This is a genomic window from Pseudomonas sp. GD03842, assembly GCF_029841165.1.
Lineage (GTDB): Bacteria > Pseudomonadota > Gammaproteobacteria > Pseudomonadales > Pseudomonadaceae > Aquipseudomonas.
Map to the genome: position 1 here is coordinate 1 of NZ_JAOCEA010000031.1, position 23,588 is coordinate 23,588.

The 23,588-nt window shown below is 62.5% G+C and carries 20 protein-coding genes and 1 pseudogene; 10 read left to right on the plus strand and 11 right to left on the minus strand.

The annotated features are described in order from the left end of the window. Positions 1 to 339: 339 nt before the first annotated feature. From N5D61_RS26115 to N5D61_RS26150, 8 genes are all read left to right on the plus strand, one after another. Complete coding sequence (locus N5D61_RS26115) at positions 340 to 540, plus strand: MbtH family NRPS accessory protein (RefSeq protein ID WP_108240451.1); 201 nt, start codon at positions 340 to 342, stop codon at positions 538 to 540. A 41-nt stretch (positions 541 to 581) separates the two neighbouring features. Continuing rightward, entirely contained in the window at positions 582 to 1,574 is a 993-nt protein-coding gene (locus N5D61_RS26120; protein WP_279894724.1) for a TauD/TfdA family dioxygenase, read from the plus strand. 11 nt (positions 1,575 to 1,585) lie between these two features. Further along, positions 1,586 to 2,419 carry a formyltransferase family protein gene (locus N5D61_RS26125; protein WP_279894725.1) on the plus strand — a complete coding sequence of 278 codons (834 nt, stop codon included), beginning with the start codon at positions 1,586 to 1,588 and terminating at the stop codon, positions 2,417 to 2,419. Between the two features lie 42 nt (positions 2,420 to 2,461). After that, positions 2,462 to 3,214 (plus strand): siderophore-iron reductase FhuF, encoded by a 753-nt coding sequence (gene fhuF / locus N5D61_RS26130; protein WP_279894726.1) that lies wholly within the window; start codon positions 2,462 to 2,464, stop codon positions 3,212 to 3,214. Positions 3,215 to 3,361: 147 nt separating this feature from the next. Continuing rightward, entirely contained in the window at positions 3,362 to 5,044 is a 1,683-nt protein-coding gene (locus N5D61_RS26135) for a methyl-accepting chemotaxis protein (RefSeq protein ID WP_279894727.1), read from the plus strand. Positions 5,045 to 5,237: 193 nt separating this feature from the next. Further along, a complete protein-coding gene (locus tag N5D61_RS26140; RefSeq protein ID WP_279894728.1) occupies positions 5,238 to 5,987 on the plus strand; it encodes a gluconate 2-dehydrogenase subunit 3 family protein in 750 nt (249 codons plus the stop codon). 2 nt (positions 5,988 to 5,989) lie between these two features. Further along, positions 5,990 to 7,765, plus strand: a complete 1,776-nt coding sequence (locus tag N5D61_RS26145) for a GMC family oxidoreductase (RefSeq protein ID WP_108240457.1) — start codon at positions 5,990 to 5,992, stop codon at positions 7,763 to 7,765. A 69-nt stretch (positions 7,766 to 7,834) separates the two neighbouring features. Further along, entirely contained in the window at positions 7,835 to 9,139 is a 1,305-nt protein-coding gene (locus tag N5D61_RS26150) for a cytochrome c (RefSeq protein WP_256600891.1), read from the plus strand. A 122-nt stretch (positions 9,140 to 9,261) separates the two neighbouring features. Here N5D61_RS26150 and N5D61_RS26155 read toward each other — a convergent pair whose 3' ends face one another. From N5D61_RS26155 to N5D61_RS26195, 9 genes are all read right to left on the minus strand, one after another. Continuing rightward, on the minus strand, positions 9,262 to 10,587 hold the full coding sequence (locus tag N5D61_RS26155; RefSeq protein ID WP_108240470.1) for an MFS transporter: 1,326 nt from the start codon (positions 10,585 to 10,587) through the stop codon (positions 9,262 to 9,264). A gap of 324 nt (positions 10,588 to 10,911) precedes the next feature. Continuing rightward, on the minus strand, positions 10,912 to 11,181 hold the full coding sequence (locus tag N5D61_RS26160) for a hypothetical protein (protein WP_279894729.1): 270 nt from the start codon (positions 11,179 to 11,181) through the stop codon (positions 10,912 to 10,914). An 86-nt stretch (positions 11,182 to 11,267) separates the two neighbouring features. After that, complete coding sequence (gene hutC, locus N5D61_RS26165) at positions 11,268 to 12,005, minus strand: histidine utilization repressor (protein ID WP_108240460.1); 738 nt, start codon at positions 12,003 to 12,005, stop codon at positions 11,268 to 11,270. A gap of 150 nt (positions 12,006 to 12,155) precedes the next feature. After that, positions 12,156 to 12,980 (minus strand): amino acid ABC transporter ATP-binding protein, encoded by an 825-nt coding sequence (locus N5D61_RS26170; protein WP_279894737.1) that lies wholly within the window; start codon positions 12,978 to 12,980, stop codon positions 12,156 to 12,158. A gap of 65 nt (positions 12,981 to 13,045) precedes the next feature. Beyond that, positions 13,046 to 13,714 carry an amino acid ABC transporter permease gene (locus N5D61_RS26175; RefSeq protein WP_108240461.1) on the minus strand — a complete coding sequence of 223 codons (669 nt, stop codon included), beginning with the start codon at positions 13,712 to 13,714 and terminating at the stop codon, positions 13,046 to 13,048. After that, the gene (locus tag N5D61_RS26180) at positions 13,711 to 14,370 is read right to left on the minus strand and encodes an amino acid ABC transporter permease (protein WP_218565104.1); all 660 of its coding nucleotides are present in this window, start codon (positions 14,368 to 14,370) and stop codon (positions 13,711 to 13,713) included. Before N5D61_RS26180 ends, N5D61_RS26175 begins: the two co-directional genes overlap by 4 nt. A 140-nt stretch (positions 14,371 to 14,510) precedes the next feature. After that, a complete protein-coding gene (locus N5D61_RS26185; protein WP_279894730.1) occupies positions 14,511 to 15,362 on the minus strand; it encodes a transporter substrate-binding domain-containing protein in 852 nt (283 codons plus the stop codon). A gap of 119 nt (positions 15,363 to 15,481) precedes the next feature. Then, a complete protein-coding gene (locus N5D61_RS26190; protein ID WP_279894731.1) occupies positions 15,482 to 16,858 on the minus strand; it encodes an FAD-binding oxidoreductase in 1,377 nt (458 codons plus the stop codon). Positions 16,859 to 16,862: 4 nt separating this feature from the next. Further along, entirely contained in the window at positions 16,863 to 18,062 is a 1,200-nt protein-coding gene (locus N5D61_RS26195; protein ID WP_279894732.1) for an alpha-hydroxy acid oxidase, read from the minus strand. Between the two features lie 366 nt (positions 18,063 to 18,428). On the opposite strand from N5D61_RS26195, the gene N5D61_RS26200 reads away from it, so the two are divergent. Beyond that, positions 18,429 to 19,400, plus strand: a complete 972-nt coding sequence (locus N5D61_RS26200; protein WP_279894733.1) for a 2-oxoglutarate and iron-dependent oxygenase domain-containing protein — start codon at positions 18,429 to 18,431, stop codon at positions 19,398 to 19,400. A 58-nt stretch (positions 19,401 to 19,458) separates the two neighbouring features. Here N5D61_RS26200 and N5D61_RS26205 read toward each other — a convergent pair whose 3' ends face one another. Then, positions 19,459 to 20,655, minus strand: coding sequence for an aspartate/tyrosine/aromatic aminotransferase (locus N5D61_RS26205; protein WP_279894734.1), 1,197 nt, complete (start codon positions 20,653 to 20,655; stop codon positions 19,459 to 19,461). A 338-nt stretch (positions 20,656 to 20,993) separates the two neighbouring features. Between N5D61_RS26205 and uvrB the strand changes: the two genes are divergently transcribed. Next, positions 20,994 to 23,009: an excinuclease ABC subunit UvrB gene (gene uvrB, locus N5D61_RS26210; protein ID WP_279894735.1), complete on the plus strand. Its 2,016-nt coding sequence runs from the start codon at positions 20,994 to 20,996 to the stop codon at positions 23,007 to 23,009. 334 nt (positions 23,010 to 23,343) lie between these two features. On the opposite strand, the pseudogene N5D61_RS26215 reads toward uvrB, so the two are convergent. Further along, positions 23,344 to 23,588: pseudogene (locus N5D61_RS26215) on the minus strand (DUF2875 family protein); the annotation flags it as partial.

The window sequence follows — 23,588 nt, forward strand, 5'->3', positions numbered from 1 at the left end:
TGCACCCAAGTCGCGTTCGGCGGTGGCTGGGCTGTTTGTGTAAGGAAGATAAAGAGCCAAAAGCCAAGAGCGAAGAGCGAAGAGCGAAGAGCCAAGAGCGAAGAGCCAAGAGCGAAGAGCGAAGAGCGAAGAGCCAAGAGCCAAGAGCCAAGAGCCAAGAGCCAAGAGCCAAGAGCCAAGAGCCAAGAGCCAAGAGCGGGGCGTCGTTCGACTGAGCACATGGAGCTTGCTTTGCAGGGTTAACTCATTCGAAAAAATAACTAATCATCGCCGCCGTTCATTCGTCTTCTAGATAAGGCCCCGTTCCACCGGGCCATTCAACATGACGAGGTTTTACACATGAGCTTTGACGGCGAAAACACCCAGTTCCGCGTAGTGATCAACCACGAAGAGCAATACTCCATCTGGCCCGACTACAAGGCCATCCCCGACGGTTGGAAAAGCGTCGGCGTAGAGGGCGACAAACAAACCTGCCTGAACTACATCGAAACCCACTGGACCGACATGCGTCCGCTGAGCCTGCGCAAGGCCATGGCCTGACTCACCCCTCATTTTTCCAATGCTTGCGGAGCGTCTTGCCCATGAACATGCGCATGCTTACGCCACAACCCATTCACCTCGAAAACGGATTCCCGCTGCGGGTTTACCCCGGCCAGCCGGGCGCCACGCTGGCGGCTGAGTTCGTTGCCCTGCGCAACCTGGTCGACCAGCGCCTGGAGCGCGACGGCGCGGTGCTGTTCAGTGGTTTCAATAGCGAAGGCGTGGAAGGTTTCCAGCGTTTCGCCGCGGCCTTCGGTCATCCGCTGCTCAACTATGAGTTCGGTTCGACACCCCGCAGCCAAGTCGATGGCAAAGGCGTGTACACCTCCACCGAATACCCTGCGCACCGCTCGATTCCCCTGCACAACGAGCAGGCCTACACCACCGAATGGCCGATGCGGATCTGGTTTTATTGCGCCAAGGCAGCGGTCAGCGGCGGCGAGACGCCGATTGCCGACAGTCGCGAGGTGTTTCGACGCATCGATCCGGTGCTGCGAAAACGCTTCAAGGAAAAGCGCCTGATGTACGTGCGCAACTACGGTAACGGCCTGGATCTGACCTGGCAGCAGGTGTTCAACACCGAGCACCGCCATGATGTCGAGAATTACTGTCGCAAGCGGGGCATTCAGTGCGAGTGGAACGAAGACGGCGACCTGCGCACCCGCCAGCGGGTGCAAGGCGTGGCTCAACACCCACGCACCCGGGATTGGGTCTGGTTCAACCAGGCGCACCTGTTCCACCTCTCCAACCTCGACCCGGAAATGCAGGAAATCCTGCTGGACACCGTGGGCGAGGAGGGCCTGCCGCGCAATGTCTACTACGGCGATGGCAGCCCGCTGGAAGAGGATGCGCTGGCCGAGATTCGCGGTGTGCTCGACGCCTGCGAGGTGGTGTTTCCCTGGGCCACCGGCGATGTCCTGATGCTCGACAACATGCTCACCGCGCATTCGCGCAAGCCGTTCAGCGGTGAGCGGAAGGTGGTCGTGGCGATGGCCGAAGGCGTCAGCGGCGAGACGCTGTTCAATACTCCATGAGTTCGAAAACCATGCAAAAAACCAAGCTCGTGTACGTCCTGTCGTTGCGTAACGGAGCGGCTGACAAAGCCGGCCAATACGTCGACTACCGCGGTGAAAAGCGCTATATGAAGTCGCCGCTGGAACATCTTGTGCAGGCGCTCAATGAAACGCCACTGGGTGATCACTATTCGCTGGAAGGCGTCATTTTCGACGACGACCCCGAGTCTGCCCGGGACCGCGACAGCATCAAGGCGTATGGTTTCGGCCCGGGGCAGGGGGCGCATTGGCTTTACCCGGCCGACCTGAGCGTGCAGGGCCGTCTGGTCACTGATCTGCTGGAAAACGTGCCGTCCACCTACCGTGCACTGCCACTGGGCGACAGCCAGCGACCTGCGGGCAAGTCGGATTTCGAGCGTCGTCTGGGCGAGCGTCTGCGCGCCCTTGAAGCCGAAGTCGTGGTGCTTGACGGCCTGCTGGTGATCCTCGATGAACTGGTGCGTCCGGGGGCGGATTTCCATCGCCGCATCGTCAATATCCATCCGGGCATTACGCGGCTGGAATCACCGTACGAACGCCGGGGTGCCTACGCCACGCTCGATGCGCTGTATGGCGCCAAGGGCAAGAAGGTGATCGACTGGACGACCCGCGAAACCGTGGACATCCCGGTGGTGGACATGACCGGTGCGTCGTTCCACTACGTCGACAACGGCATCGATTCCGGCGAGGTGATCTTCGATGTGCTCGACACCCCGATCGCCCCCGAGGACACCATCCTCGAACTGCGCTGGAACAACTTCAACAACAGCCTGTTCCCGGCGCTGGAGCAGGGCTTGCTGGTGTTGGCACGGCGTCAGCCTCATTGACATCGCCTGCGCCCGGTCGGCGCCAGCCTGGGAAATAGCGGTGTGATCCCCGCGCTGGCGCCATTGTTCATTGCGGACTTCACCCAGTACCGCGATGTGCTCGTGCTCGAACATGACCCGCGTCCGAGCATGGCGCTACAGACCTTTCTGACTCCGGAAACGTTCGATGACGTCCTGACCCGTTTTGCCGCGCAATTCCCCGCCGGCGACCGGCGAGGGCTGGCTTCCGTCTGGACCAAGCACTACTTCGTCAAATTGATTCCCCCGGTGGTCGCGGCGTCGCTGATCCTCGATTATCGAGTGCCGGTGCGGCTCGATCGGCTGCAACTGGTGCTCGACGAACACGCCCTGCCCGTAGCGTTCAAACTGCCCGATCCAGGGACGCATTGGGCGACGAAGCCCACCGACACCTTTCAGCGTTTTGATGACCTGCTCGAAGGCCATTTGCGGCCTTTCGTCGACAGCGTTGCCAGGCTGTCCCGCGTCTCGCCGAACGTGTTGTGGAGCAATGCGGGCAATTACTTCGAATGGCTGCTGGGTGTGCTCACCGTCGCCATGCCGCAGGCGGATCTGTGCCACGGTCATGGGCTGATCGCCGCGGCCACGCTGCCAGATGGTCGCCGCAATCCGCTCCATGAACCGGTACGTTATCTGATGACTGCTGGCAGCCTCGGCTCAAAACGTCAGCGCCGAGTCTGTTGTTTGCGCTACCGCGTGGGCGAGCTGACGTTGTGCGATAGCTGCCCCATCGCTGCACTTCGGGCGCAAAGTGCCGTGAAAAAAGGCCTGAGGTAAAAAAAGCTGAAATTAATTTTTCCCCGTAAACAGGACAGGTGAATCGATTAGGCCAAAAAGCTGACGTCAAATTGCCATCAAATAGTTTCAAGATGTACGATCTCTGGTCGATAGTGAATAACCACACGACCAGGAGGTAATGCGTCCATGAAACTCACCGTGAAGAGCAAACTGCTCTGTTTAGCCATCATCCCCGCATTGTTGTTCGCTTTGATTCTGAGCGGCGTGGCAGCGTGGATGTTGCAGAGCAGCGCTGTTCAGGAAATGAAGGAGACCCGTGAGCATCTGGTGGAGCGCAATCGCCAGGTGCTGAAAAACTATGTCGATGTGGCGTTCACCACGATCAAGCCCCTGCACGATGCGTCTGCGCCAGGTGACCTCGCCGCTCGGGACAAAGCGCTCGAACTGCTCAAGCCGATGAAGTATGGCGACGACGGCTACTTCTTCGGCTATGACACCCAGGGTGTACGGGTCTTTCGAGGGGACAGCCCGGCGGGCGTCGGCAAGAGCTTCTGGGACACCCGCGACCCCGATGGCTCGTACCACTACCAGACCTTCGTCGAGGTCGCGAAAAACGGCACCCATTACATCGATTACGCAGCGCCCAAGCCCGGCGACGAAGCCGTGCAGGTGCCCAAGCTGGGCTACACCCTGTACCTGGACAAGTGGAACATGGTGCTTGGCAGTGCCATCAACATGGACGACATCGACGCGGCCATGGTGCTGGAGCAGCAGGCCGTGTCCCAGCGCACCCGCAACATTCTGATCAGCGTCTTCGCGGTGACGCTGGTGCTGCTGTTGGTCACCGCCGCCGCCGGAATCTGGACCGCCAACGGCATCGTCCGCCCGCTGCGGGTTCTCAAGAGCAACTTGGACGATATCGCTGCCGGTGAGGGCGACCTGACGCACCGCCTGGTGGTGACCAGCCGTGATGAACTGGGCGATCTGGCCGTTTCGTTCAACCTCTTCGTCGACAAGATTCACGTCATGGTGCGGCAGGTCGCCCAAATGACCCGCGACCTCGCAGGCCTGGTGGATCAGGCCACCCAACAGACCCTGCGGTCCGAACAGGCCATGCAGCGTCAGCGTGAAGAGACTGACCAGGTGGCCACCGCGATTCACGAGATGTCCGCCGCGGCGCAAGAAGTCGCGCTCAGCGCACAGCGTGCAGCCGAGGCCGCCTCGGAAACCGACCAGCAAGGTCAGGCCGCGCGCAAGGTTGTGGGCAGCAGCATCACCGGCATGAGTTCGCTGGTGAACGACATTCGTCTGAGCGGAACCAGCCTGGACAGCCTGCAGCAAGACGTGCGCTCCATCGTCTCGGTGCTCGACGTGATTCGCTCCATTGCCGAGCAAACCAATCTGCTGGCGCTCAACGCCGCCATCGAAGCGGCGCGTGCGGGTGAGGCCGGGCGCGGATTCGCCGTGGTAGCCGACGAAGTGCGTGCACTGGCCAGCCGGACGCAGCAAAGCACTCAGGAAATTCAGGGCATGATCACCCGCCTTGAAACCGGCACCCATGCCTCGGTGCAAGCCATGCGCCGTTCGACCGAAGCAGGCGAGGGCGCCAATCAACAGACCAACGAGGTCGGCGTTTCGCTGGACTCCATTTCCGAATTGATCGGCACCATCAACGCCATGAACGCGCAGATCGCCAGCGCGGCCGAGGAGCAGACATCGGTGGCCGAAGAACTCAATCGCAGCGTGCACCAGATCGCCGGTGCGGTGGAGAGCCTCGCCGGAGAAACCGAACAGAGCGCGCGCACGATGCGCGATGTTTCGGCGCTGGGGAACGACCTCAGCCTGCTGGTGGGCCAATTCAAGATTTGATGAATCGTTTAACCCGAGCGCCTGGGTAGTCCGCTCGCTCGGAAGCTGTTTTAGTGACGCCTGAATGCTTAGCTTGGTAATGATTAGCTGGCAATCAATCCCCGAGGCCGCGACGCAGCGGTGTCGGCGATTCACAACAAGAACGCCCATAACAACGAAGCACAACCGTGTTCAGTCTCAGGAGAAGTGAACGATGTTCGATGACGACACCTCCCCGGCCCGTCGCGATTTTCTACGCAAATCGCTAACGCTGATTCCCGTCGTAACCTTGGCCAGCACCGGCCTCTCATCCAGTACCTTCGCACAGACGCCCGCCAGTGATGCCGCGCAGGCTTCTGCGGCCCGTCCTGCCGTTGTGGCAGGCGACTACACGCCCACGTTTTTCACCCCTGAAGAGTGGGCGTTCGTGATCGCCGCCTGTGATCGGCTGATACCGTCGGACCACGTCGGCCCCGGCGCTGTCGAGCTGGGGGTGCCGGAGTTTCTCGACCGCCACATGCAGACCCCCTACGCCAACGGTGCGATCTGGTACATGCAGGGCCCGTTTCTGGAGGCGGCGCCGGAGTTCGGTTATCAGGGGCGCCTGAACCTGCGCGACACGCTGCGCATCGGCATCAAGGCCATGGACGCGTACAGCAAAAAGACCTTTTCCGGCAAGGCATTCGCCGAGCTGCCGACGGCCCAGCAGGAGGATCTGCTCAAGTCTGCGGAGGCGGGCAAACTGGGATTGGAGGACATCGCTTCGAAGCTGTTCTTCACCAGCCTGCTGAACGAGGTGCGCAACGGTTACTTCGCCGACCCGTCCCACGGCGGCAACAAACACATGGGCGCGTGGAAGATGATCGGATACCCCGGCATGCGCGCCGATTACATGGACTGGATCACGGTGCGAGACACGCCGTATCCACTGCCACCGGTCGACCTGGCCGGACGGAGGGGCTGAGCATGGCGAACGCAAAACCGAAAGTGGACGCCGTGATCGTCGGCATGGGCTGGACGGGTGCGATTCTGGCCAAGGAACTGACCGACGCCGGGCTCAACGTGGTAGTGCTGGAGCGCGGGGCGGACCGCGACACGCAACCGGATTTCGCTTACCCGAAGGTCGTCGACGAACTGGAAGGTTCGGTGCACCGCCGTTACCTGCAAAGCCTGGCGCAAGAAACCGTGACGGCGCGGCACAACCTCACCTCGACCGCCGTGCCGTATCGGCAAATGGGTTCGTTCAAGCCGGGCACGGGTGTGGGCGGCGCTGGCAGTCACTGGTCGGGCTGCCATTTCCGTGCGCTGCCGGAAGACTTCAAGCTGCGCAGCAACGTGGAGCAGCGCTATGGCGCGAAATTCATCCCGCAGGACATGACCATTCAGGATTTCCCGGTCACCTATGAGGACCTGGAACCGCATTTCGATCATTTCGAATACGTCTGCGGCACCTCGGGCAAGGCCGGGGTCATCAACGGTGTGAAGCAGGTCGGCGGCAACCCGTTTGAAGGCTCGCGTTCGCGGGAATTCCCACTGGGCCCGAACCCCAATTACCTCGGCGCCGAGCTGTTTTACAAAGGCGCTCGCGAGATGGGCTGGGACCCGTATCCCATCCCGGCGTCCAACGCCTCGGGGCCTTACGTCAACCCGTACGGCTGCCAGATGGGGCCGTGCAACGCCTGTGGCTTCTGCAGTGACTATGGCTGCCTGAACTATTCCAAGGCCAGCCCCAACATCAGCATTCTGCCGGTGCTGCGTCAGCGCAAGAACTTCGAGCTGCGCACCCATGCGCAGGTGCTCAAGGTCAACCTCGACAACGACGGCAAGAAGGCCACGGGTGTGACTTACCTCGATGCCCAGGGGCGTGAGGTCGTGCAAGAGGCCGATCTGGTGCTGCTGTGCGCCTTCTCGCTGTACAACGTGCATTTGATGCTGTTGTCTGGCATCGGCAAGCCCTATGACCCGCAGACAGGGGAGGGCACGGTGGGACGTAATTACTCGTACCAGAACCTCAACCGCGTGGTGCTGTTCTTCAACAAGGACGTGCAGGCCAATCAGTTCATCGGAATCGGTGGCGCGGGCACGACGATGGACAACCTCAACGGCAATCAACTGGACAACGCCAAGGCCGGATTCGTCGGCGGCGGCATCGTCTGGGCGCGCCAGCCGGGGGCGGGTCCGGTGCGCGGCATCAACGTGCCGCCGGGCACGCCGAACTGGGGCACCGCTTGGAAACAGGCGGCCAGTGACGCGTTCCGCCACTCGTTCTATTTCGAAGTGCAAGGCGCATGCATGTCGTACAAGCAGCACTACCTGAGCCTCGACCCGACCTACAAGGACGGCTTTGGTCGGCCGCTGTTGCGCATGACGTTCGACTGGCACGACAACGAGATCAAGGCTTCGCAATTCCTCGTTGGCAAGGCCTTGGAGATGTCCAAGGTCCTCAACCCGACCGCCCTGTCCGGCGACGCCAAGAAACCGGGCGAGCATTACAACATCACCAAGTACCAGAGCACCCACACCTGTGGCGGCGCGATCATGGGCAGCGACCCGAAAACGTCGGCGCTCAACCGCTACCTGCAAAGCTGGGACGTGCACAATGTGTTCGCCATCGGCGCCAACGCCTTCCCACAGAACAATGGCTACAACCCGACCGGTATGGTCGGCGCGCTGGCGTACTGGTCGGCCAAGGCAATTCGCGAGCAATACCTGAAAAACCCCGGCCCGTTGGTTCAGGCCTAAGGAGAGACGACCATGAAAAAGCTTCTCTCAAGCCTGTTTGTCATTGCCGTGGTCGCGCTGGGTGTGGTGATGGGGATCGCCTTCTGGCCGACGTCCACGCCGAAAATCGCGGCGCAGACGTCAACCGATCAAGCGGCGTTGATCGAGCAAGGTCGCTACCTGGCCGACGCCGGGGACTGCACCGCATGCCACACCGCCAAGGGCGGCAAGCCGTTCGCCGGCGGTCTGCCGATTGCCTCGCCGATCGGCACCCTCTACAGCAGCAACATCACCCCCGATAAAGCCTCCGGCATCGGCACTTACACGCTGGACGACTTCGATCGCGCCTTGCGCCATGGCATCGCCGCCAACGGTGACAGCTTGTATCCGGCCATGCCGTATCCGGCCTACGCACGGACCCGCGATGAGGACGTGCGGGCGCTGTACGCATACTTCATGCACGGCGTCGCGCCGGTCTATGCGGAAAACCGTGCCAACGACGTCCCCTGGCCGTTGTCGATGCGCTGGCCGCTGGCGGTCTGGCGCAAGGTGTTCGCACCCGAACCGCGGACGGTAGCCTTCGATGCGTCTCGTTACCGGGATCCGCAAGTGGCGCGGGGCGCCTATCTGGTCCAGGGGTTGGGTCACTGCGGCAGTTGCCACACGCCCCGGGCGTTGACGTTGCAGGAGAAAGCCCTGGATGAAACCGGCGAAGCCTACCTGTCGGGCGGACCGGTGATCGACGGCTGGCTGGCGGTGAACCTGCGCGGCAACCCGGCCGACGGTCTGGGCAATTGGACAGCCGAAGACATCGTGGCCACGCTGCGCAGCGCACGCAGCGACACCCACGCGGTGCTCGGCGCCGCGATGGGTGACGTGGTAGAGCACAGTACTCAGTACTTGAACGACGCGGATCTGCAAGCCGTGGCCGCGTACCTGAAAACCCTGCCGGCCAGTGCGCGCCAGGTGTCGAGCTTCAAGGCCGACCCCGCCACTGCGCAAGCCTTGCAAGCAGGGAAAGAGGGCAGCCGCGGGGCAGAACTGTACGTGGACAACTGCGCCGCCTGCCACCGGACAGATGGCCAGGGCTATCGGCGGGTCTTCCCGAAAATCGCCGGCAACTCTTCCGTGTTGTCCGAGGACCCGGTGTCGATGATTCGGCTGGTGCTGGCCGGCAGCAAACTCCCGGCCACCGCCGCTGCACCGTCGCAACTGGGCATGCCGGGGTTCGCCTGGCGGCTCTCGGATGAGGAAGTGGCGCAGTTGCTGACCTTCATCCGCAGCAGTTGGGGTAACCAGGCCCCGGCAGTCAGCGCCGGACAGGTCGCGCAACTGCGGGCGACGTTGCCCAAGGAGTCGCCGGCGGTCAGCCGGACTGACATCGCCAAACCCTGACCCCAGCCGATGGCTGGCTGTCAGGGGGCCTCAACGCCCCCCTGGCAGAGCCGCTGCCGCTGGCACCCGCGGGGTGTCAGCGGCGGCACCTTGCCTGTTTTGCCCTGAGTGAGGCAGCCGGTTCAAACCCCAGTACTGGCGGTATTTTTCGTCACCAGCCGCAACCCGCTGGCGACGCTGCCCACCGCCGCAAAACCTGCGCCGATACTCAGCGCCAACACAGGCCCGTGGTCGCGGGACAGCCCGAAACTCAATGCCACCAGCGCCGCCCCAGTGGCCTGGCCGATCAACCGTGCCGTGGCGATGGTGCCACTGGCGCCGCTGGCGCGGGTCTTCGGGGCGCTGGTCATCAGGGCCTTCTGGTTCGGCGCCTGGAAAAAACCAAAGCCGATGCCGCACAGAATCATCCGCGCCACGATGGACATGACGCTGGCGTCCGCCGGCATGGTGGCCAGCGAGATCATGCCCATGCACAGCATCGCCAGGCCGATCCCGCCCAGCAGGCCGGGGGGATAGCGATCGGACAGGCGACCGGCCACGGGCGCGATCATCGCCACCACCACTGACCAGGGCGTCATCAGGAAGCCGGTCTGCACCGGATCGCGGCCCAGGGTGGTTTCGAAGAAGAACGGCAGCGAGACGAACGCCAGCCCTTGGGTGGCGAAGGAGCAGAAGGCGGTCAAGGCAGAAAGGGCAAACATCGGCCGTTTCAGCAGGTCGAGCGGGAACATCGGTGCGGGGTGCCCGGCCTCGCGCTTGAGCATCGCTGCACCGCCCACCAGAAAGATCGCCAGGGCAATCAGTACGCTGGTCATCGAGCCCAGTTGCGCGGCCTGGCTCAAGGCGAAAATCAGCGCGCCGAAGGTAATGACGTTGAGGATGGCAGTCATCCGGTCGAAGGTCAGGCTGCCGGGTTGGGTCATCGGCAGCGAGTTCCAGGCGAACACCAGGGCAAACAGGCCGATGGGCAGATTGATCGCGAACAGCCACGGCCAGCTCGCCACCGACAGCACCAGCGAGGCAATCGTCGGGCCGATGGAAAACGAGGTGCCGACCACCAGTGCGTTCATGCCCAGCCCGCGACCCAGGCGCTCATGGGGGAAGATCGAGCTGATCAGCCCGGCGTTCACGCTCATGATGGCGCTGGCGCCAATGCCTTGCAGCACGCGGGCAATCGTCAGGGTCGGCAAGGACCAAGAGAACGTGCACAGTGCCGAGGACACCACGAACAGGATCAGCCCACCCAGATAGACCTTGCGTTGGCCCAGCACCCCGCCCAAGGCGGCGAACGGCAGCAGGGTGGCCACCGCTGCCAGCTGATAGGCGTTGATGATCCAGACCGACGCGGCGGGTGACGCGTTGAGATCGGCAGCGATGGCGGGCAGGGCGGTATTGGCGATGGCGGTGTCGAGGGTGGCGAGGGCAATGGACAACAGGATGGCCACCATCCCGCGAAACTCGCGAGGGGTGAGCCTGTCGTTGACGCGCGGGGGATCTTGCGGGGTGGGCTGAGTAGCGGGCTGGACCATTATCGACAACGCTCCGGGAGACAGGTCTGCGCGGGCAGACGAAAGTCAGATAGTGCCGGTTCGTTAGGGGGCTATGCAATGGGGCTGTGCAATGGAGAGGGAGGGATCTCAGACCCTGGGCGATTCACCCAAGAGCTGCAGGAGCGCGCTTGCCCGCGGAAGGGTTTGACCTGCACCACCTCAATGGGTGACTTGGCGCCTTCGCGGGCAAGCGCGCTCCTACGATTGGATATGCGTTGGCACTCAGCCTCCCGCCGTGTCGATGTCCTTGTCGGTCTCTCCGGTCTGGTTCTCTTCCTTGGTCTTGTCCGGCGACTCATGTTCTTCGGGCTGGAAGTCCGGTGTGTAACTGTTCTCCCCCGAACGGTTGCCGTCATTGGCCTGGCTCTGCGCGCCGGGGTGGTCCTGACTCTGAGAACCGCCCTGGGTTTGGCCCATGCCGTTATCCGGGGTATCCGGATCGATGGCTGGGTCGTTACGGTCGCCGCTTTGCGTGTTGTTCTGGTCGGTCATCATGCACCTCTTTGCCATCCCCCTTTTCCGGGGCTTACCGGTTCGAGGCGCGTGTGCGCAAAGCGTTCGATGAATCGGCTGAACGGTCAGCTGTCGCGGTAGGCGCCGGTCACCGGCAAGCGGCTGCCGAGGCGGTAGCGCGACGAGGGGTGCACCAGACGCACGTAGGTGACCACTCGGCCGCTGTGCCAGGTGCGCCGCATCAGCACCAGGCAGGGCTCCGCGGCTTCGATCTGCAGGTGCCGGCGTTCGTCCGTGGAGGGGTGACTGGCCTCGACGATGTGCTCCATTTCATCCGGCTGGATGATCTGCAGCAGATAGCGCGCCGACTGCAACCGATCGCCGAAGGGTTGCAGCAGGAAGTCCGGGGCGGTCTGCGGATTGACGTAGCGATCTTCGAGTTGCACCGGGACGTCGTCTTCGTAATGCACGCACAGCAGGTGAAACACCGACGTCCCGGTCGGCAACGAGAGCGCGGACGCAACGGGCATCGAGGCGGCTTCCCGCGTCAGGTGCAGCACCTGACAGCGGTAGCGATGACCTCGGGCGAGGATTTCGTCGGCGATGTTAGTGATGTGCAACAGGTTCGATTGCGGCTTGCTTTCGGCGACGAAAGTGCCTACGCCCGACACCCGCAGCAATCGGCCTTCCTCGGTCAGCTCCCGCAGGGCGCGATTGATGGTCATGCGCGACATGCCCAGTTCCAGCACCAGGCGGTTTTCCGAAGGAATCAGGTCGCCGGGCTTCCACTCTCCGGACACCAGTTTGCCCTGCACGAAATCCTTGGCTTGGCGGTACAGCGCCTGTGGCGCGTTTTTTTCCATCATTCGCCTCCCGACACTGTTCACCGGTAGAAGCGCGCTTGGTCTGGGCCACATTCGGACGATGGGTGTGTGTCAGATAATAAGAGGTGAATGACCACCGCCATCGTCCGAATGCGGCCCAGACCAAGCGCGCTCCTACAGGTGCAGTGCTTACGATTTTCCATCCTGCCAAAATGCATTGCGATCCAGATAATTCTGCAGAAACTGCTGCAAGCGCGGCTGCTCGGCGTTGTGGAAAATGTGCTGGGGCGTGCCCCGTGCGACCACCTGACCCTGATCCAGAAAAATCACCGAATCGGCCACCTGCGCGGCAAAGCCCATTTCGTGGGTGACCACGACCATGGTCATGCCTTCTTTGGCCAGGGTCTTCATCACCTGCAGCACTTCGCCCACCAATTCCGGGTCAAGGGCGGACGTCGGTTCGTCGAACAACATGATGTGCGGCTCCATCGCCAGCGCCCGGGCAATCGCCACGCGTTGCTGCTGCCCACCCGACAACTGCGCCGGATAGGCCTGGGCCTTGTGCGCCAGGCCGACCTTTTCCAGCATCGCCATGCCCCGTTTGCTGGCGTCGTCGGCTGACAGCTTGCGCACTCGGCGCAGCGCCTCGCATACGTTGCCGATGACCGTCATGTGCGGCCACAGGTTGAACTGCTGGAACACCATGCCCACGTTGCGTCTGACGTGATTGACCTGCGATTGTGGCGCCCGACGCCGTCCCTTGTCGGTTTCCTGCCAGCCGAGCAGTTGGCCTTCGATGTGAATGTCGCCTTCGTCGTACGCTTCCAGAAAGGCCATGCTGCGCAACAGCGTGCTTTTTCCGGAGCCGGACGGGCCGATCAGGCAGACCACCTCCGAGCGACGGACCTCCAAATCGATGCCCTTGAGCACCCGCAGGTTGCCAAAATGCTTGCCGACCTGATTGAGCGTCAGAATGACCGGCTGCTCGGCGCAATGGGTTGCCGAAGTCTTCATGGATTCACCTTGTTTCTCGCGCGGATCGGCGGACACCGCGCCGCTGGGGATCAGAAAGCTGTTCATCACGATTGCCTGTTCATGAAGCGACCAACCCGACGTTCCAGCAACATGCCCAGCCGCGAGCACAGTTCCACCAGAATCAGGTAGCCGATGCACAGCATGAGCAGGGTTTCGACGAAGGCGAAGGTTTCCGAGCCGATGCCCGTCAGCACCATCGTCAGTTCCGGAATGGTGATGATCGACAGCACGGCGGTTTCCTTGCACAGCACGGTGATCATGTTGATCAGCGCCGGCAGGATGATCACCAGCATCTGCGGCACTTGAATGCGCCAGATGCATTGCAGCCGGGTGATGCCCAGGCAATCGGCGGCTTCCAGTTGCCCGCGGCCGACGGACTCGAAGCCCGAACGGAAGATTTCCGCGAAATACACACTGCCGTAGACGCCCAGCCCCAGAATGCCCGCGGGAATAGGGTCCAAGCTCAGACCGAAGGCCGGGCCGCCGTAATACACGAGAAACAACTGGACCAGAAAGGGTGTGCTGCGAATCAGTTCGATGAACACCCGCAAGGGCGCGCGCACCACGGCGTTGCCGAACAATTGCGCCACGGCGATCAGCATGCCCAGCGCCATGCCCAGAACCACGCCACTGCTCCAGGTGCCGAGGGTCACCAGAAACCCCGCGCCGATGTCGCCCAAGTGATCGGTGATGATGGTCGGGTCGAAGATCATGCGCCGTTCTCCTTCAAGCGTCGCTCCAGCAGGCTGCCGCAATACGCGAGGGGGATGTTGATCAGGCAATAGAAGCCCGCGAGCATCAGGTAATCCTGCACGAACATGTAGTCGCTGGCGGCCAGGTTCTGCGCGGTACGGGTCAGGTCGGCCAGCCCGACCACCGACACCAGCGACGAAGCTTTGATCAGCAGAATCATTTCGTTGATCAGCGCCGGCAGCGTCAGCCGCACGGCTTGGGGAACGCGAATCCGCACCAGCATCTGACGGGCGTTCAAGCCCAGCAGGCTGGCCGCTTCCAATTGCCCCCCTGGAATGGCGAGGAAACCGCCGCGCAGAATCTCGGCCGTGTAGGCGCCCGCCGCCAGGGACAGGCCGATCACCGCTGCGACGGTGGGCGACACATTGGGCAGGCCGATGCGGGGCAGGAAGTAATAGATGAACAGCAGTTGCACCAACAGCGGGATGCCGCGAAACACGAAGATGTAAGCCCCACCGAGCCGGCGGAACAGGGGTATCGGCGACAGGCGCAGGCTGCCCACGATGACGCCGATGACAAAGCCGATCGCGAGCGCGGCAATGGAGACCTGCAACGTCACCCAGAGGGCATCGAGCAGCAGCGGTGCGTTTTGTTGCAGCAAGGGCCAATCGAACACGGGGTGACTCCAGCTGTGGGTACGGCACCTGTAGGAGCGCGCTTGCCCGCGAAAAAAACATTGCGGCCCCGCGTCATCGTTCATCGTCCGAGTGCGGCCCAGACCCAGCGCGCTCCTACAGGGGGTTTGGCGCTCCTTACTTACCAGGTCGGCTCGAAATCACCCTTGGGCACGTCCATCGCTGCACCGAGCCATTTTTTCTGCAGCGCCGCCAGGCGCCCATCGTCATGCATCTTGGTCAGGGCGGCATCGAGGGCGGCGATCAGGCTGTCGGCGTCGGCGTCCTTGCGGCCCAGGTAGGCGAAGTAGGACTTCTTGCCGAAGGGCGGCTGCACCACTTTGTACAAATTGCTTTTCTGCGCGGCGACATAAGAGATGTTCGGCAACGAGTTGGCCACCGCGACGATGCGCTTGGCGGCGAGGTCGGCGTAAGCCTGATTGTTGTCGACGTACTCGCGAATGGTGACCTTCTCCGGCAGGGTCGCGGCGAAGGTTTTCAGTTCTTCGAGTTGCGCCGACCCTTTGCCGGCGCCGACCGTCTTGCCCGCGATGTCTTCAGGCTTCTTGATGCTCTCGTCCTTGGCGCCGACCATCAGCGCCACAGTGGCCTCGGCGATCGGCGACACGAAGTGGTAACGCTCCTTGCGTGCCTTGGTCACGATGATCGGCCCGGCGACCACGTCGAACTTCTTCGCCTCCAGCCCCGGCAGGACGCTCGGCCATGGCAGGTCGAGGAATTTGATCTTCACCCCCAACTCCTTGCCCAATTCGGCGAACAGCTCGGCGTTGAGACCCTGCTGTTTCCCAGCCACGAGGAAGTCGAACGGAGCGAACTGCATTTCCGTACCGACCACCAGCTCGCCCACTTTCTTGACGTCCGCCAACTGGTCGGCGTGCGCCGCCATCGGCAGCAGGGCAAATGCAACAGCGATGCTCAGACGCTTGAAGGTCTGGCCGAGCGTTTTTTCACCGAAACAGAAATCGAGTGGCATGGGTGACTCCTCATATCAGATGCAGGGATGTGTCGTCGTTGAGGCGCGTGGATCGGGTTGTTGAATGTCAATGTGCAGTTAGCGTGCCATACCGGTATAGACAACCTGCGCTGGCGGACTCAGCCCAGGATTTTCCCTGAGTTGAGAATGCCGTTCGGGTCGAAACTGCGCTTGAGCTGCGCCATGACCTCCAGCGCCTCGTGGCTGACCGAATGGTGCAGGAATTCGCGCTTGAGCAGGCCGATGCCGTGCTCGGCTGAGACAGCGCCGCCCAGCTCGCCGACGGCCCGATAGACCAGGTCCTCGACCTCGAACACCGGGGAGGGCTGCGGCAGGCTGTTCAAGTCCACCGTCAGGTGCAGATTGCTGTCGCCGATGTGACCGAAGTAAAGGCTGTGGTTGCCGGGCCAGCGCTGATCCAACCGTCGGCGGCACAGGTCGGCGAACTCACCGATCTGGCCAATGGGCAGGCTGATGTCGAAGTTCAGCGGCGCCAGGCGGACCGGAAATTCAGCCGTGGCTTCGCGGATCTTCCACAGGTTGCGGGCCTGGCTCTGGGAACCGGCAATTACGGCATCGACGACCTCTCCAGCGTCCATGGCGTTTTGCAGGGTCTGCTCCAGCATCTCGCTACTGGCAGAGGACTCCAGCAATACATAGAGCGGGTGATGGTCGGGCATGGGGGCGACAGGGTTGTCCAGCCATGACACGCCCATCCGGAAAAAGTCCTGCCACATCAATTCGTAGGCCTGGGGCGTCCCGGCGCTGCGTTGCAGGCGCCGCAAAAAGCCGACGGCGCTGGGGTAATCCGGCAGCGCGCAGAGCAGGGTGGTGGTCGGGCCGGGTTGCGGCGCGAGCCTCAGCACGGCACGGGTAATCACCCCAAGGGTGCCTTCGCTGCCGATGAAGCACTGTTTCAGGTCATAACCGCAGTTGTTCTTGATCATCTTGTTCATCAGGTTCAGCACGCGACCATCGGCCAGCACCACCTCAAGCCCCAGTACCAGGTCGCGGGTCATGCCGTAGCGGATCACCGCGTTGCCCCCGGCATTCGTGGCGATGTTGCCGCCGATCTGGCACGAGCCACGCGCGCCCAAGTCCAGCGGAAACAGATAGCCTGCGTCGGCCACGGCCTGCTGGACGTCCTGCAGTAGGGTCCCGGCTTTTACCGTGACGGTCGCCGAGGCCAGGTCGATTTCTTCGATACCGCACAATCGCTCCAGGGACAGCGCGATGTCCTGGGCGCGGGGGACGGCGCCCCCCGCCAGGCCGGTCATGCCGCCCTGAGGAACGATGCTTTGCCCGGCCGCGTTGCAGATGCGCAGAGCCGTCGCCACTTGATGCGTATCGAGTGGCAGGATCAGCGCGGCGGGGCAGGCCGGGGCGTGACGGGTCCAGTCGCTGAAATGACGGGGACTGATCGCCTCGCCCGTCAGGACCTGGGCGTCGCCCAAAGCCTCTCGGAGTCGGGCGAGGGTATGCTCCAGATCGCTCATGGGTTCAACTCACGGTCAAAGCAGCGCCGGTGCCGGCAGCGGCGCGGCGGCTGACGCTCAATTGGTTCAGGTCAGGCTGGCCGAGCAGGGTCAGAGCCAGGCGCAGCTCCTGACTGAGCAGGTCCAGCGCATGCCCGGCACCGGCCTGCCCGCCCACCGCCACGCCATACAGGGTGGCACGCCCCAAGAGCACGGCATCCGCGCCCAGAGCGCACGCTTTGAGGATGTCGGTGCCGCGACGGATGCCGCTGTCCAGCAAAATGCTCAGTTTGCCTTTGGCGACGTCGACGATGCCTGGAAGGCAATCGAGGGTCGCCGGGACCCCGTCCAACTGCCGACCGCCATGGTTAGTCACCACGATGCCGTCAAGACCCAATGCCACGGCGCGCTCGGCGTCCTGCGGATGCAGGACCCCCTTGAGCAGCAGTTGCCCGCGCCAGCGCTCACGCAACCGGGCAAGAAAATCCCAGCTCAACTGCTTGTCCATTTTTTCGCCAATGAAATGCGCCGCTCCCGACGCCGTGCGCTGGTCGGCGGGCAGGTAGCGATCGAGGTTGGCCATGCTCGGCATGCCGTGGGGCCAAAGGGCCTGCCTGATCCAGCGCGGGTGGCCAAGTACGTCGACTTTGTTGCGCAGGCTCAACTGGCGAGGCCGAACGAAATTGCGCTTGTCCCATTCGCGATTGCCCAGCAACACCGCGTCCGAGGTCACCAGCAGTGTGCTGCAGCCCACGGCTTGCGCCCGGTGCAGCAGGTCTTCCTGAACCTTGGGGTCACTCATGCTGTAGAGCTGGAACCACAGGTTGACGTCGGGTACGGCCTGAACGATCTGCTCCAACGAGTTGGTGGAGACAGTGCTCAGGGTAAACGGCAGACCGCGCGCGGTGGCGGCCTGCGCCAACTGGATATCGGCATCCCGGTGCAGCATGCCGTTGTAGCCGGTGGGCGCGATGGCCATCGGCAGCGGCACCTCGCGGCCCAGCAGCATGCGTCGGGTGTTCGGGGTTTCCCAGGGCACCAGGGTCCGCGGTAACAGGCTGACCTCGGCAAACGCCTGGCGATTGCGGGCCAGGGTCAGTTCCTCCTCCGCACCCCCGGCCAGGTATTCCCAGGCGAAATGCGGCAGGCGCCGCTGGGCCATGTGGGCCAGCTCGGCGATGCTGTGAGCCCGTCTAAAGTCATAACCGGGGTGATAACGACGCATGTCGATCCTCGTTCAAGCTGTATAGACAGCCAACGCAAGATGCAGGCCAGTTCAGAGGTTCGGGAAAACAGGCGGACCTGGCGTGGCAGCCTGCTGCGGATGTCACCAAAGGTTGCACCGATTGTGCCCGCGCTGCCCGCTGCTGGGGCGTTGCGAAACCCCAACGGACGAAGGTGGGGCGCAGCGTCTTCGCCGTTCAAAGGCTCCATCGTGAGATGGGGACAGGGATGACGGGGCGCGCCGGTGCGCTCACGACCTCCGGTGCGTCCATCGCGGGAGGCGGTGTGCTCGCCAAAAAGTGCGCGGCATATTAAATGCTTCTCCTGTCTAGACAGCCTCGCCACCCAAGCCGTCAAGGAGCCTTGCATGACTGCCACTGCCAACCTTCCGCTGATCGACATGTCGGGCGTCCGCGAGGGTGACCCGGCCGCGTTATCTCGGGCGGGCGATGCGATCCGCAAGGCTTGCAGCGAAACGGGCTTCTTCTACATCGTCAACCACGGCGTCCCGCAAACAGTGATCAATGCGGCGATGGCAGCGGCGAAAACCTTTTTCGCCTACCCGAGCGAGGTCAAACGCCGAGTCGCGGTGAACAAGCGTCATCGCGGTTGGCATGCGCTGGGCGGGGCATTGATGTACGAGGCAACCAAGCCTGACTTCAAGGAATTTTTCAGCATGGGGCTCGAGCTGCCGGAAGACGACCCCAGTGTGCTGGCAGGTGAAGCCTTGCGTGGCCCGAACCAATGGCCGGATTTCATGCCGACGTTGCGCCCCGCACTGGGCGCCTATTACGAGGAAATTGGCCGTGCCGGCGCGGATCTGTTGCGGGCGGTGGCAGTCGGGCTGGGGATCGCCCCGGCGTTTTTCGCGCCGAAGTACGGCAAACGGTTGCAGCGCACGCAAATGGTCTATTACCCGCCTCACCCGGCAATGGCCGAGGCCGACCAGTTCGGCGTCGCACCGCACACCGATTACGGCTGCATCACCTTGCTCTATCAGGACAACAGCGGCGGCCTGCAAGTGCGAGAATTGGCGAGCAATCGCTGGATCGATGCGACCCCGATCGAAGGCAGCCTGGTAGTGAACGTCGGCGACCTGTTGGCACGTTGGTCCAACGACCGCTTCCGCTCGACCCTGCACCGCGTGATCAACACCTCAGGCCACGAGCGCTACTCCATCGCGACCTTTTACGACCCTACGTACAGCGCAATCGTCGATCCCTGCGACTTGGGAATCGATGCATCAGCGAGTGCGTATCCACCGGTGGCCGCAGGGGACTACATCCTCAAACGCATCGACGACTCGATGGCGTACCGCAAAAAGGGGGGCGCGGTCTGAAAAAAAAGGGAACCAGACACATGTCCGCTTCCCTTTTTTTGCCGCGTGTTGCCGTCGTTTAAATGACCGCCAAGATCGCCTGGGTCACCGCGTCGATGTTGCGGGTGTTCAACGCTGCTACGCAGATACGGCCGGTGTCCAGTGCATAGATACCGTACTCGTTGCGCAGACGGTGCACCTGTTCGACGGTCAGCCCGGAGTAAGAGAACATGCCGCGCTGGCGGGCGACGAAGCTGAAGTCCTGACCGGCGGCGTTGTCGGCCAGGCGGCGGGTCATCTCTTCGCGCATGCCGCGGATGCGCAGGCGCATTTCAGCCAATTCGTCTTCCCACTTCTGGCGCAGCTCAGGGTTGTTCAGCACCGCAGCGACGATGGTCGCACCGTGGGTCGGCGGGTTGGAGTAGTTGGTGCGGATCACGCGCTTGACCTGAGACAGCACGCGGGCGGTCTCTTCCTTCGAGCCGGTCACGATGGACAGCGCGCCAACGCGTTCGCCGTACAGCGAGAACGATTTGGAGAATGAGCTGGAAGCGAAGAACGTCATACCCGAGTCTGCGAACAGACGCACCGCTGCGGCGTCTTCGTCGATGCCGTCGCCGAAACCCTGGTACGCCATGTCGAGGAATGGCACATGACCTTTGGCCTTGAGCACCTCAAGGACCTTTTTCCAGTCTTCGAGAGTGAGGTCTACGCCGGTCGGGTTGTGGCAGCAGGCGTGCAACACGACGATGGAACCGGAGGGCAGGTTTTGCAGGTCTTCCAGCATGCCCGCGCGGTTCACGTCGTGAGTGGTTGCGTCGTAGTAGCGATAGTTCTGCACCGGGAAACCGGCGGTTTCGAACAGCGCGCGGTGGTTTTCCCAGCTCGGATCGCTGATGGCCACAACTGCATTCGGCGACAGTTGCTTGAGAAAATCCGCGCCGATCTTCAGCGCGCCGGTGCCGCCCACCGCCTGAACGGTCATCACGCGGCCGGAAGCCAGCAGGGGCGATTCGGCCCCGAACAGCAAGGTCTGCACAGCCTTGTCGTAGGCGGCGATGCCGTCGATGGGCAGGTAGCCACGCGGCATATGCTGAGCCACGCGAATTTCTTCCGCTTCGGCAACGGCACGCAGCAGCGGGATTTTCCCTTCTTCGTTGCTGTAAACGCCGACGCCCAGGTTGACCTTGGTGGTGCGGGTGTCGGCGTTGAATGCTTCGTTGAGGCCCAGGATTGGATCGCGTGGTGCCATTTCGACAGCGGAGAACAGGCTCATTTTTGCGGCGGCTCTGAATGGGAGTGAGTGGGTTACATCGCTCCGGCCGAATGCACTAGAGCGGTGCGCAAACGGGGAGTCAGTATAGAGAGCATCGCGGACGGGGGCGACAGGGTGGGGTCGGTTTTTTCCGAGTTTTGCCGAATATTTTCGACCATTAGTCTTATTGCGTGGACTAATGTCCTGATGATGGCTTGAAAGCTGCCGTCGCGGACTCTATGTGTAGTCCCATCACCGTTTGCTTGCACGCCTGCACTTCCCCCGGGGAGAGCGGGCGTCCGCGCTCATTCCGTTCTGGCCCGCCTGCACTGGGGCCATTGCGCAAACAGAGGTCCGTTATGTCCGAGTTTCAGCTCGTTACCCGTTTTGCCCCTGCCGGTGATCAGCCGGAAGCGATTCGCCAGATGGTCGAGGGCATCGAGGCAGGGCTGTCACACCAGACCCTCCTCGGCGTGACCGGGTCGGGCAAGACGTTCAGCATCGCCAATGTGATCCAGCAGGTTCAGCGCCCGACCATGGTGCTGGCGCCGAACAAAACCCTGGCGGCGCAGTTGTACGGCGAATTCAAGGCGTTCTTTCCGAACAACGCCGTCGAATACTTCGTTTCCTACTACGACTATTACCAGCCAGAAGCCTACGTGCCGTCGTCGGACACCTTCATCGAGAAGGACGCGTCCATCAACGATCACATCGAACAGATGCGCCTGTCCGCCACCAAGGCGTTGCTGGAGCGCAAGGACGCGATCATCGTCACCACCGTGTCGTGCATTTACGGGCTGGGCAGCCCTGAGACTTACCTGCGCATGGTGCTGCACGTCGATCGCGGCGACAAAATGGACCAGCGCCAGTTGCTGCGGCGTCTGGCGGACCTGCAGTACACCCGCAACGACATGGATTTCGCCCGTGCCACCTTCCGCGTGCGAGGCGACGTGATCGACATCTTCCCGGCGGAATCGGATCTGGAAGCGATCCGCGTCGAGTTGTTCGATGACGAAGTGGAAAGCCTCTCGGCATTCGATCCCTTGACCGGTGAAGTCATCCGCAAGCTGCCTCGGTTCACCTTTTACCCAAAGAGCCACTACGTCACGCCTCGGGAAACGTTGCTCGATGCGGTCGAAGGCATCAAGGTCGAGCTTCAGGAGCGGCTGGAGTATCTGCGCAGCGCCAATAAGCTGGTCGAAGCGCAGCGCCTGGAGCAGCGCACCCGTTTCGATCTGGAGATGATCCTCGAACTGGGCTACTGCAACGGCATCGAAAACTATTCACGCTACCTGTCAGGTCGCCCGGCCGGGGCGCCGCCGCCCACCCTCTACGACTACCTGCCGCCGGATGCGCTGTTGGTCATCGACGAGTCGCACGTCAGCGTGCCCCAGGTCGGTGCGATGTACAAAGGCGACCGTTCACGCAAGGAAACCCTGGTCGAGTACGGCTTCCGCCTGCCGTCCGCGCTGGACAACCGGCCCATGCGTTTCGATGAGTGGGAAAGCGTCAGCCCGCAGACCATTTTCGTGTCGGCCACGCCCGGTCCGTATGAGGGCGAGCACGCTGGGCGAGTGATCGAGCAGGTGGTTCGGCCGACCGGGCTGGTGGACCCGCAGGTCGAGATACGCCCGGCGTTGACTCAGGTGGACGACCTGCTGTCCGAGATCAAGAAGCGCGTGGCCAACGACGAGCGGGTGCTGGTCACCACGTTGACCAAGCGCATGTCGGAAGACCTCACCGATTACCTGGCCGACCATGGCGTGCGCGTGCGTTACCTGCACTCGGACATCGACACGGTGGAGCGGGTGGAGATCATCCGCGACCTGCGGCTGGGCACCTTCGACGTGCTGGTGGGCATCAACCTGCTGCGTGAGGGCCTGGACATGCCGGAGGTGTCGCTGGTGGCGATCCTCGATGCCGACAAGGAAGGCTTCCTGCGCTCCGAGCGCTCGCTGATCCAGACCATCGGCCGTGCCGCGCGAAACCTCAACGGCCACGCGATTCTCTACGCTGACAACATGACCGGCTCGATGGAGCGGGCCATCGGCGAAACCGAGCGCCGCCGTGAGAAACAGGTGGCGTTCAACGAGGCCAACGGCATCGTGCCCAAGGGGGTGGTCAAGGACATCACCGATATCATGGAAGGCGCGACGGTGCCGGGTTCGCGCAGCAAGAAGCGCAAGGGCATGGCCAAGGCTGCCGAGGAGAATGCGAAGTACGAAGCCGAGTTGCGCTCGCCCAGCGAGATCAATAAGCGTATTCGTCAATTGGAGGAGAAGATGTATCAACTGGCTCGCGACCTGGAGTTCGAGGCCGCTGCGCAGATGCGCGATGAAATTGCCAAATTGCGTGAGCGTTTGTTGACAGTGTGAAGGCTAATCGTACCCACGCTCTGACCTGCTCCCCAAAAGTTGGACACCCATCCTGACTTTGATGATCGTTCCCACGCTCCCGCGTGGGAATGCCGCCCGGGACGCTCCGCGTCCCCCTGACGCAGAGCGTCGGACCCTGCGTTACCACGCGGAGCGTGGGAACGATCACATCGTAGGCGTATGACACCCCATCCCTACGGCAACTTCATCGTTCCTACGCTCCCGCGTGGGAATGCCGCCCGGGACGCTCCGCGTCTTACTGACGCAGAGCGTCGTACCCTGCGTTACCACGCGGAGCGTGGGAACGATCACATTTTGGCGACGGCAAGATCGTTCACTGAACCCCGCCCGGTGCGCCGAATTTGAATGGATCGTCCCAGCGCGTTTTTGCATTTTTCGCCTTGATGGCGTCGCTGGGTGGGCGAATCATTTGCACGGTGAAGCTGCCGTCGGTGCCGGTGTAGACCACGGCACTGATACCGCCGTCCAGGTAGCTGGCGATGGTGGCGAGGTTGATTTCCACCAGTGCGCTGCTGACACCGGTGTTACCCAAGCGGCGACCGATGTTGAACGCTTCAA

Excerpts from the sequence above, each read along its gene's own strand:
- N5D61_RS26160 (WP_279894729.1), bottom strand. The coding sequence starts at position 11,181 with ATGACCGACCAGAACAACACGCAAAGCGGCGACCGTAACGACCCAGCC.
- uvrB (WP_279894735.1), top strand. The coding sequence starts at position 20,994 with ATGTCCGAGTTTCAGCTCGTTACCCGTTTTGCCCCTGCCGGTGATCAG.
- N5D61_RS26185 (WP_279894730.1), bottom strand. The coding sequence starts at position 15,362 with ATGCCACTCGATTTCTGTTTCGGTGAAAAAACGCTCGGCCAGACCTTC.
- N5D61_RS26140 (WP_279894728.1), top strand. The coding sequence starts at position 5,238 with ATGTTCGATGACGACACCTCCCCGGCCCGTCGCGATTTTCTACGCAAA.
- hutC (WP_108240460.1), bottom strand. The coding sequence starts at position 12,005 with ATGGAAAAAAACGCGCCACAGGCGCTGTACCGCCAAGCCAAGGATTTC.
- N5D61_RS26205 (WP_279894734.1), bottom strand. The coding sequence starts at position 20,655 with ATGAGCCTGTTCTCCGCTGTCGAAATGGCACCACGCGATCCAATCCTG.
- N5D61_RS26145 (WP_108240457.1), top strand. The coding sequence starts at position 5,990 with ATGGCGAACGCAAAACCGAAAGTGGACGCCGTGATCGTCGGCATGGGC.
- N5D61_RS26150 (WP_256600891.1), top strand. The coding sequence starts at position 7,835 with ATGGGGATCGCCTTCTGGCCGACGTCCACGCCGAAAATCGCGGCGCAG.
- N5D61_RS26135 (WP_279894727.1), top strand. The coding sequence starts at position 3,362 with ATGAAACTCACCGTGAAGAGCAAACTGCTCTGTTTAGCCATCATCCCC.
- N5D61_RS26155 (WP_108240470.1), bottom strand. The coding sequence starts at position 10,587 with ATGGTGGCCATCCTGTTGTCCATTGCCCTCGCCACCCTCGACACCGCC.
- N5D61_RS26190 (WP_279894731.1), bottom strand. The coding sequence starts at position 16,858 with ATGAGCGATCTGGAGCATACCCTCGCCCGACTCCGAGAGGCTTTGGGC.
- N5D61_RS26170 (WP_279894737.1), bottom strand. The coding sequence starts at position 12,980 with ATGAAGACTTCGGCAACCCATTGCGCCGAGCAGCCGGTCATTCTGACG.
- N5D61_RS26120 (WP_279894724.1), top strand. The coding sequence starts at position 582 with ATGAACATGCGCATGCTTACGCCACAACCCATTCACCTCGAAAACGGA.
- N5D61_RS26125 (WP_279894725.1), top strand. The coding sequence starts at position 1,586 with ATGCAAAAAACCAAGCTCGTGTACGTCCTGTCGTTGCGTAACGGAGCG.
- N5D61_RS26200 (WP_279894733.1), top strand. The coding sequence starts at position 18,429 with ATGACTGCCACTGCCAACCTTCCGCTGATCGACATGTCGGGCGTCCGC.
- N5D61_RS26175 (WP_108240461.1), bottom strand. The coding sequence starts at position 13,714 with ATGATCTTCGACCCGACCATCATCACCGATCACTTGGGCGACATCGGC.
- N5D61_RS26115 (WP_108240451.1), top strand. The coding sequence starts at position 340 with ATGAGCTTTGACGGCGAAAACACCCAGTTCCGCGTAGTGATCAACCAC.
- N5D61_RS26195 (WP_279894732.1), bottom strand. The coding sequence starts at position 18,062 with ATGCGTCGTTATCACCCCGGTTATGACTTTAGACGGGCTCACAGCATC.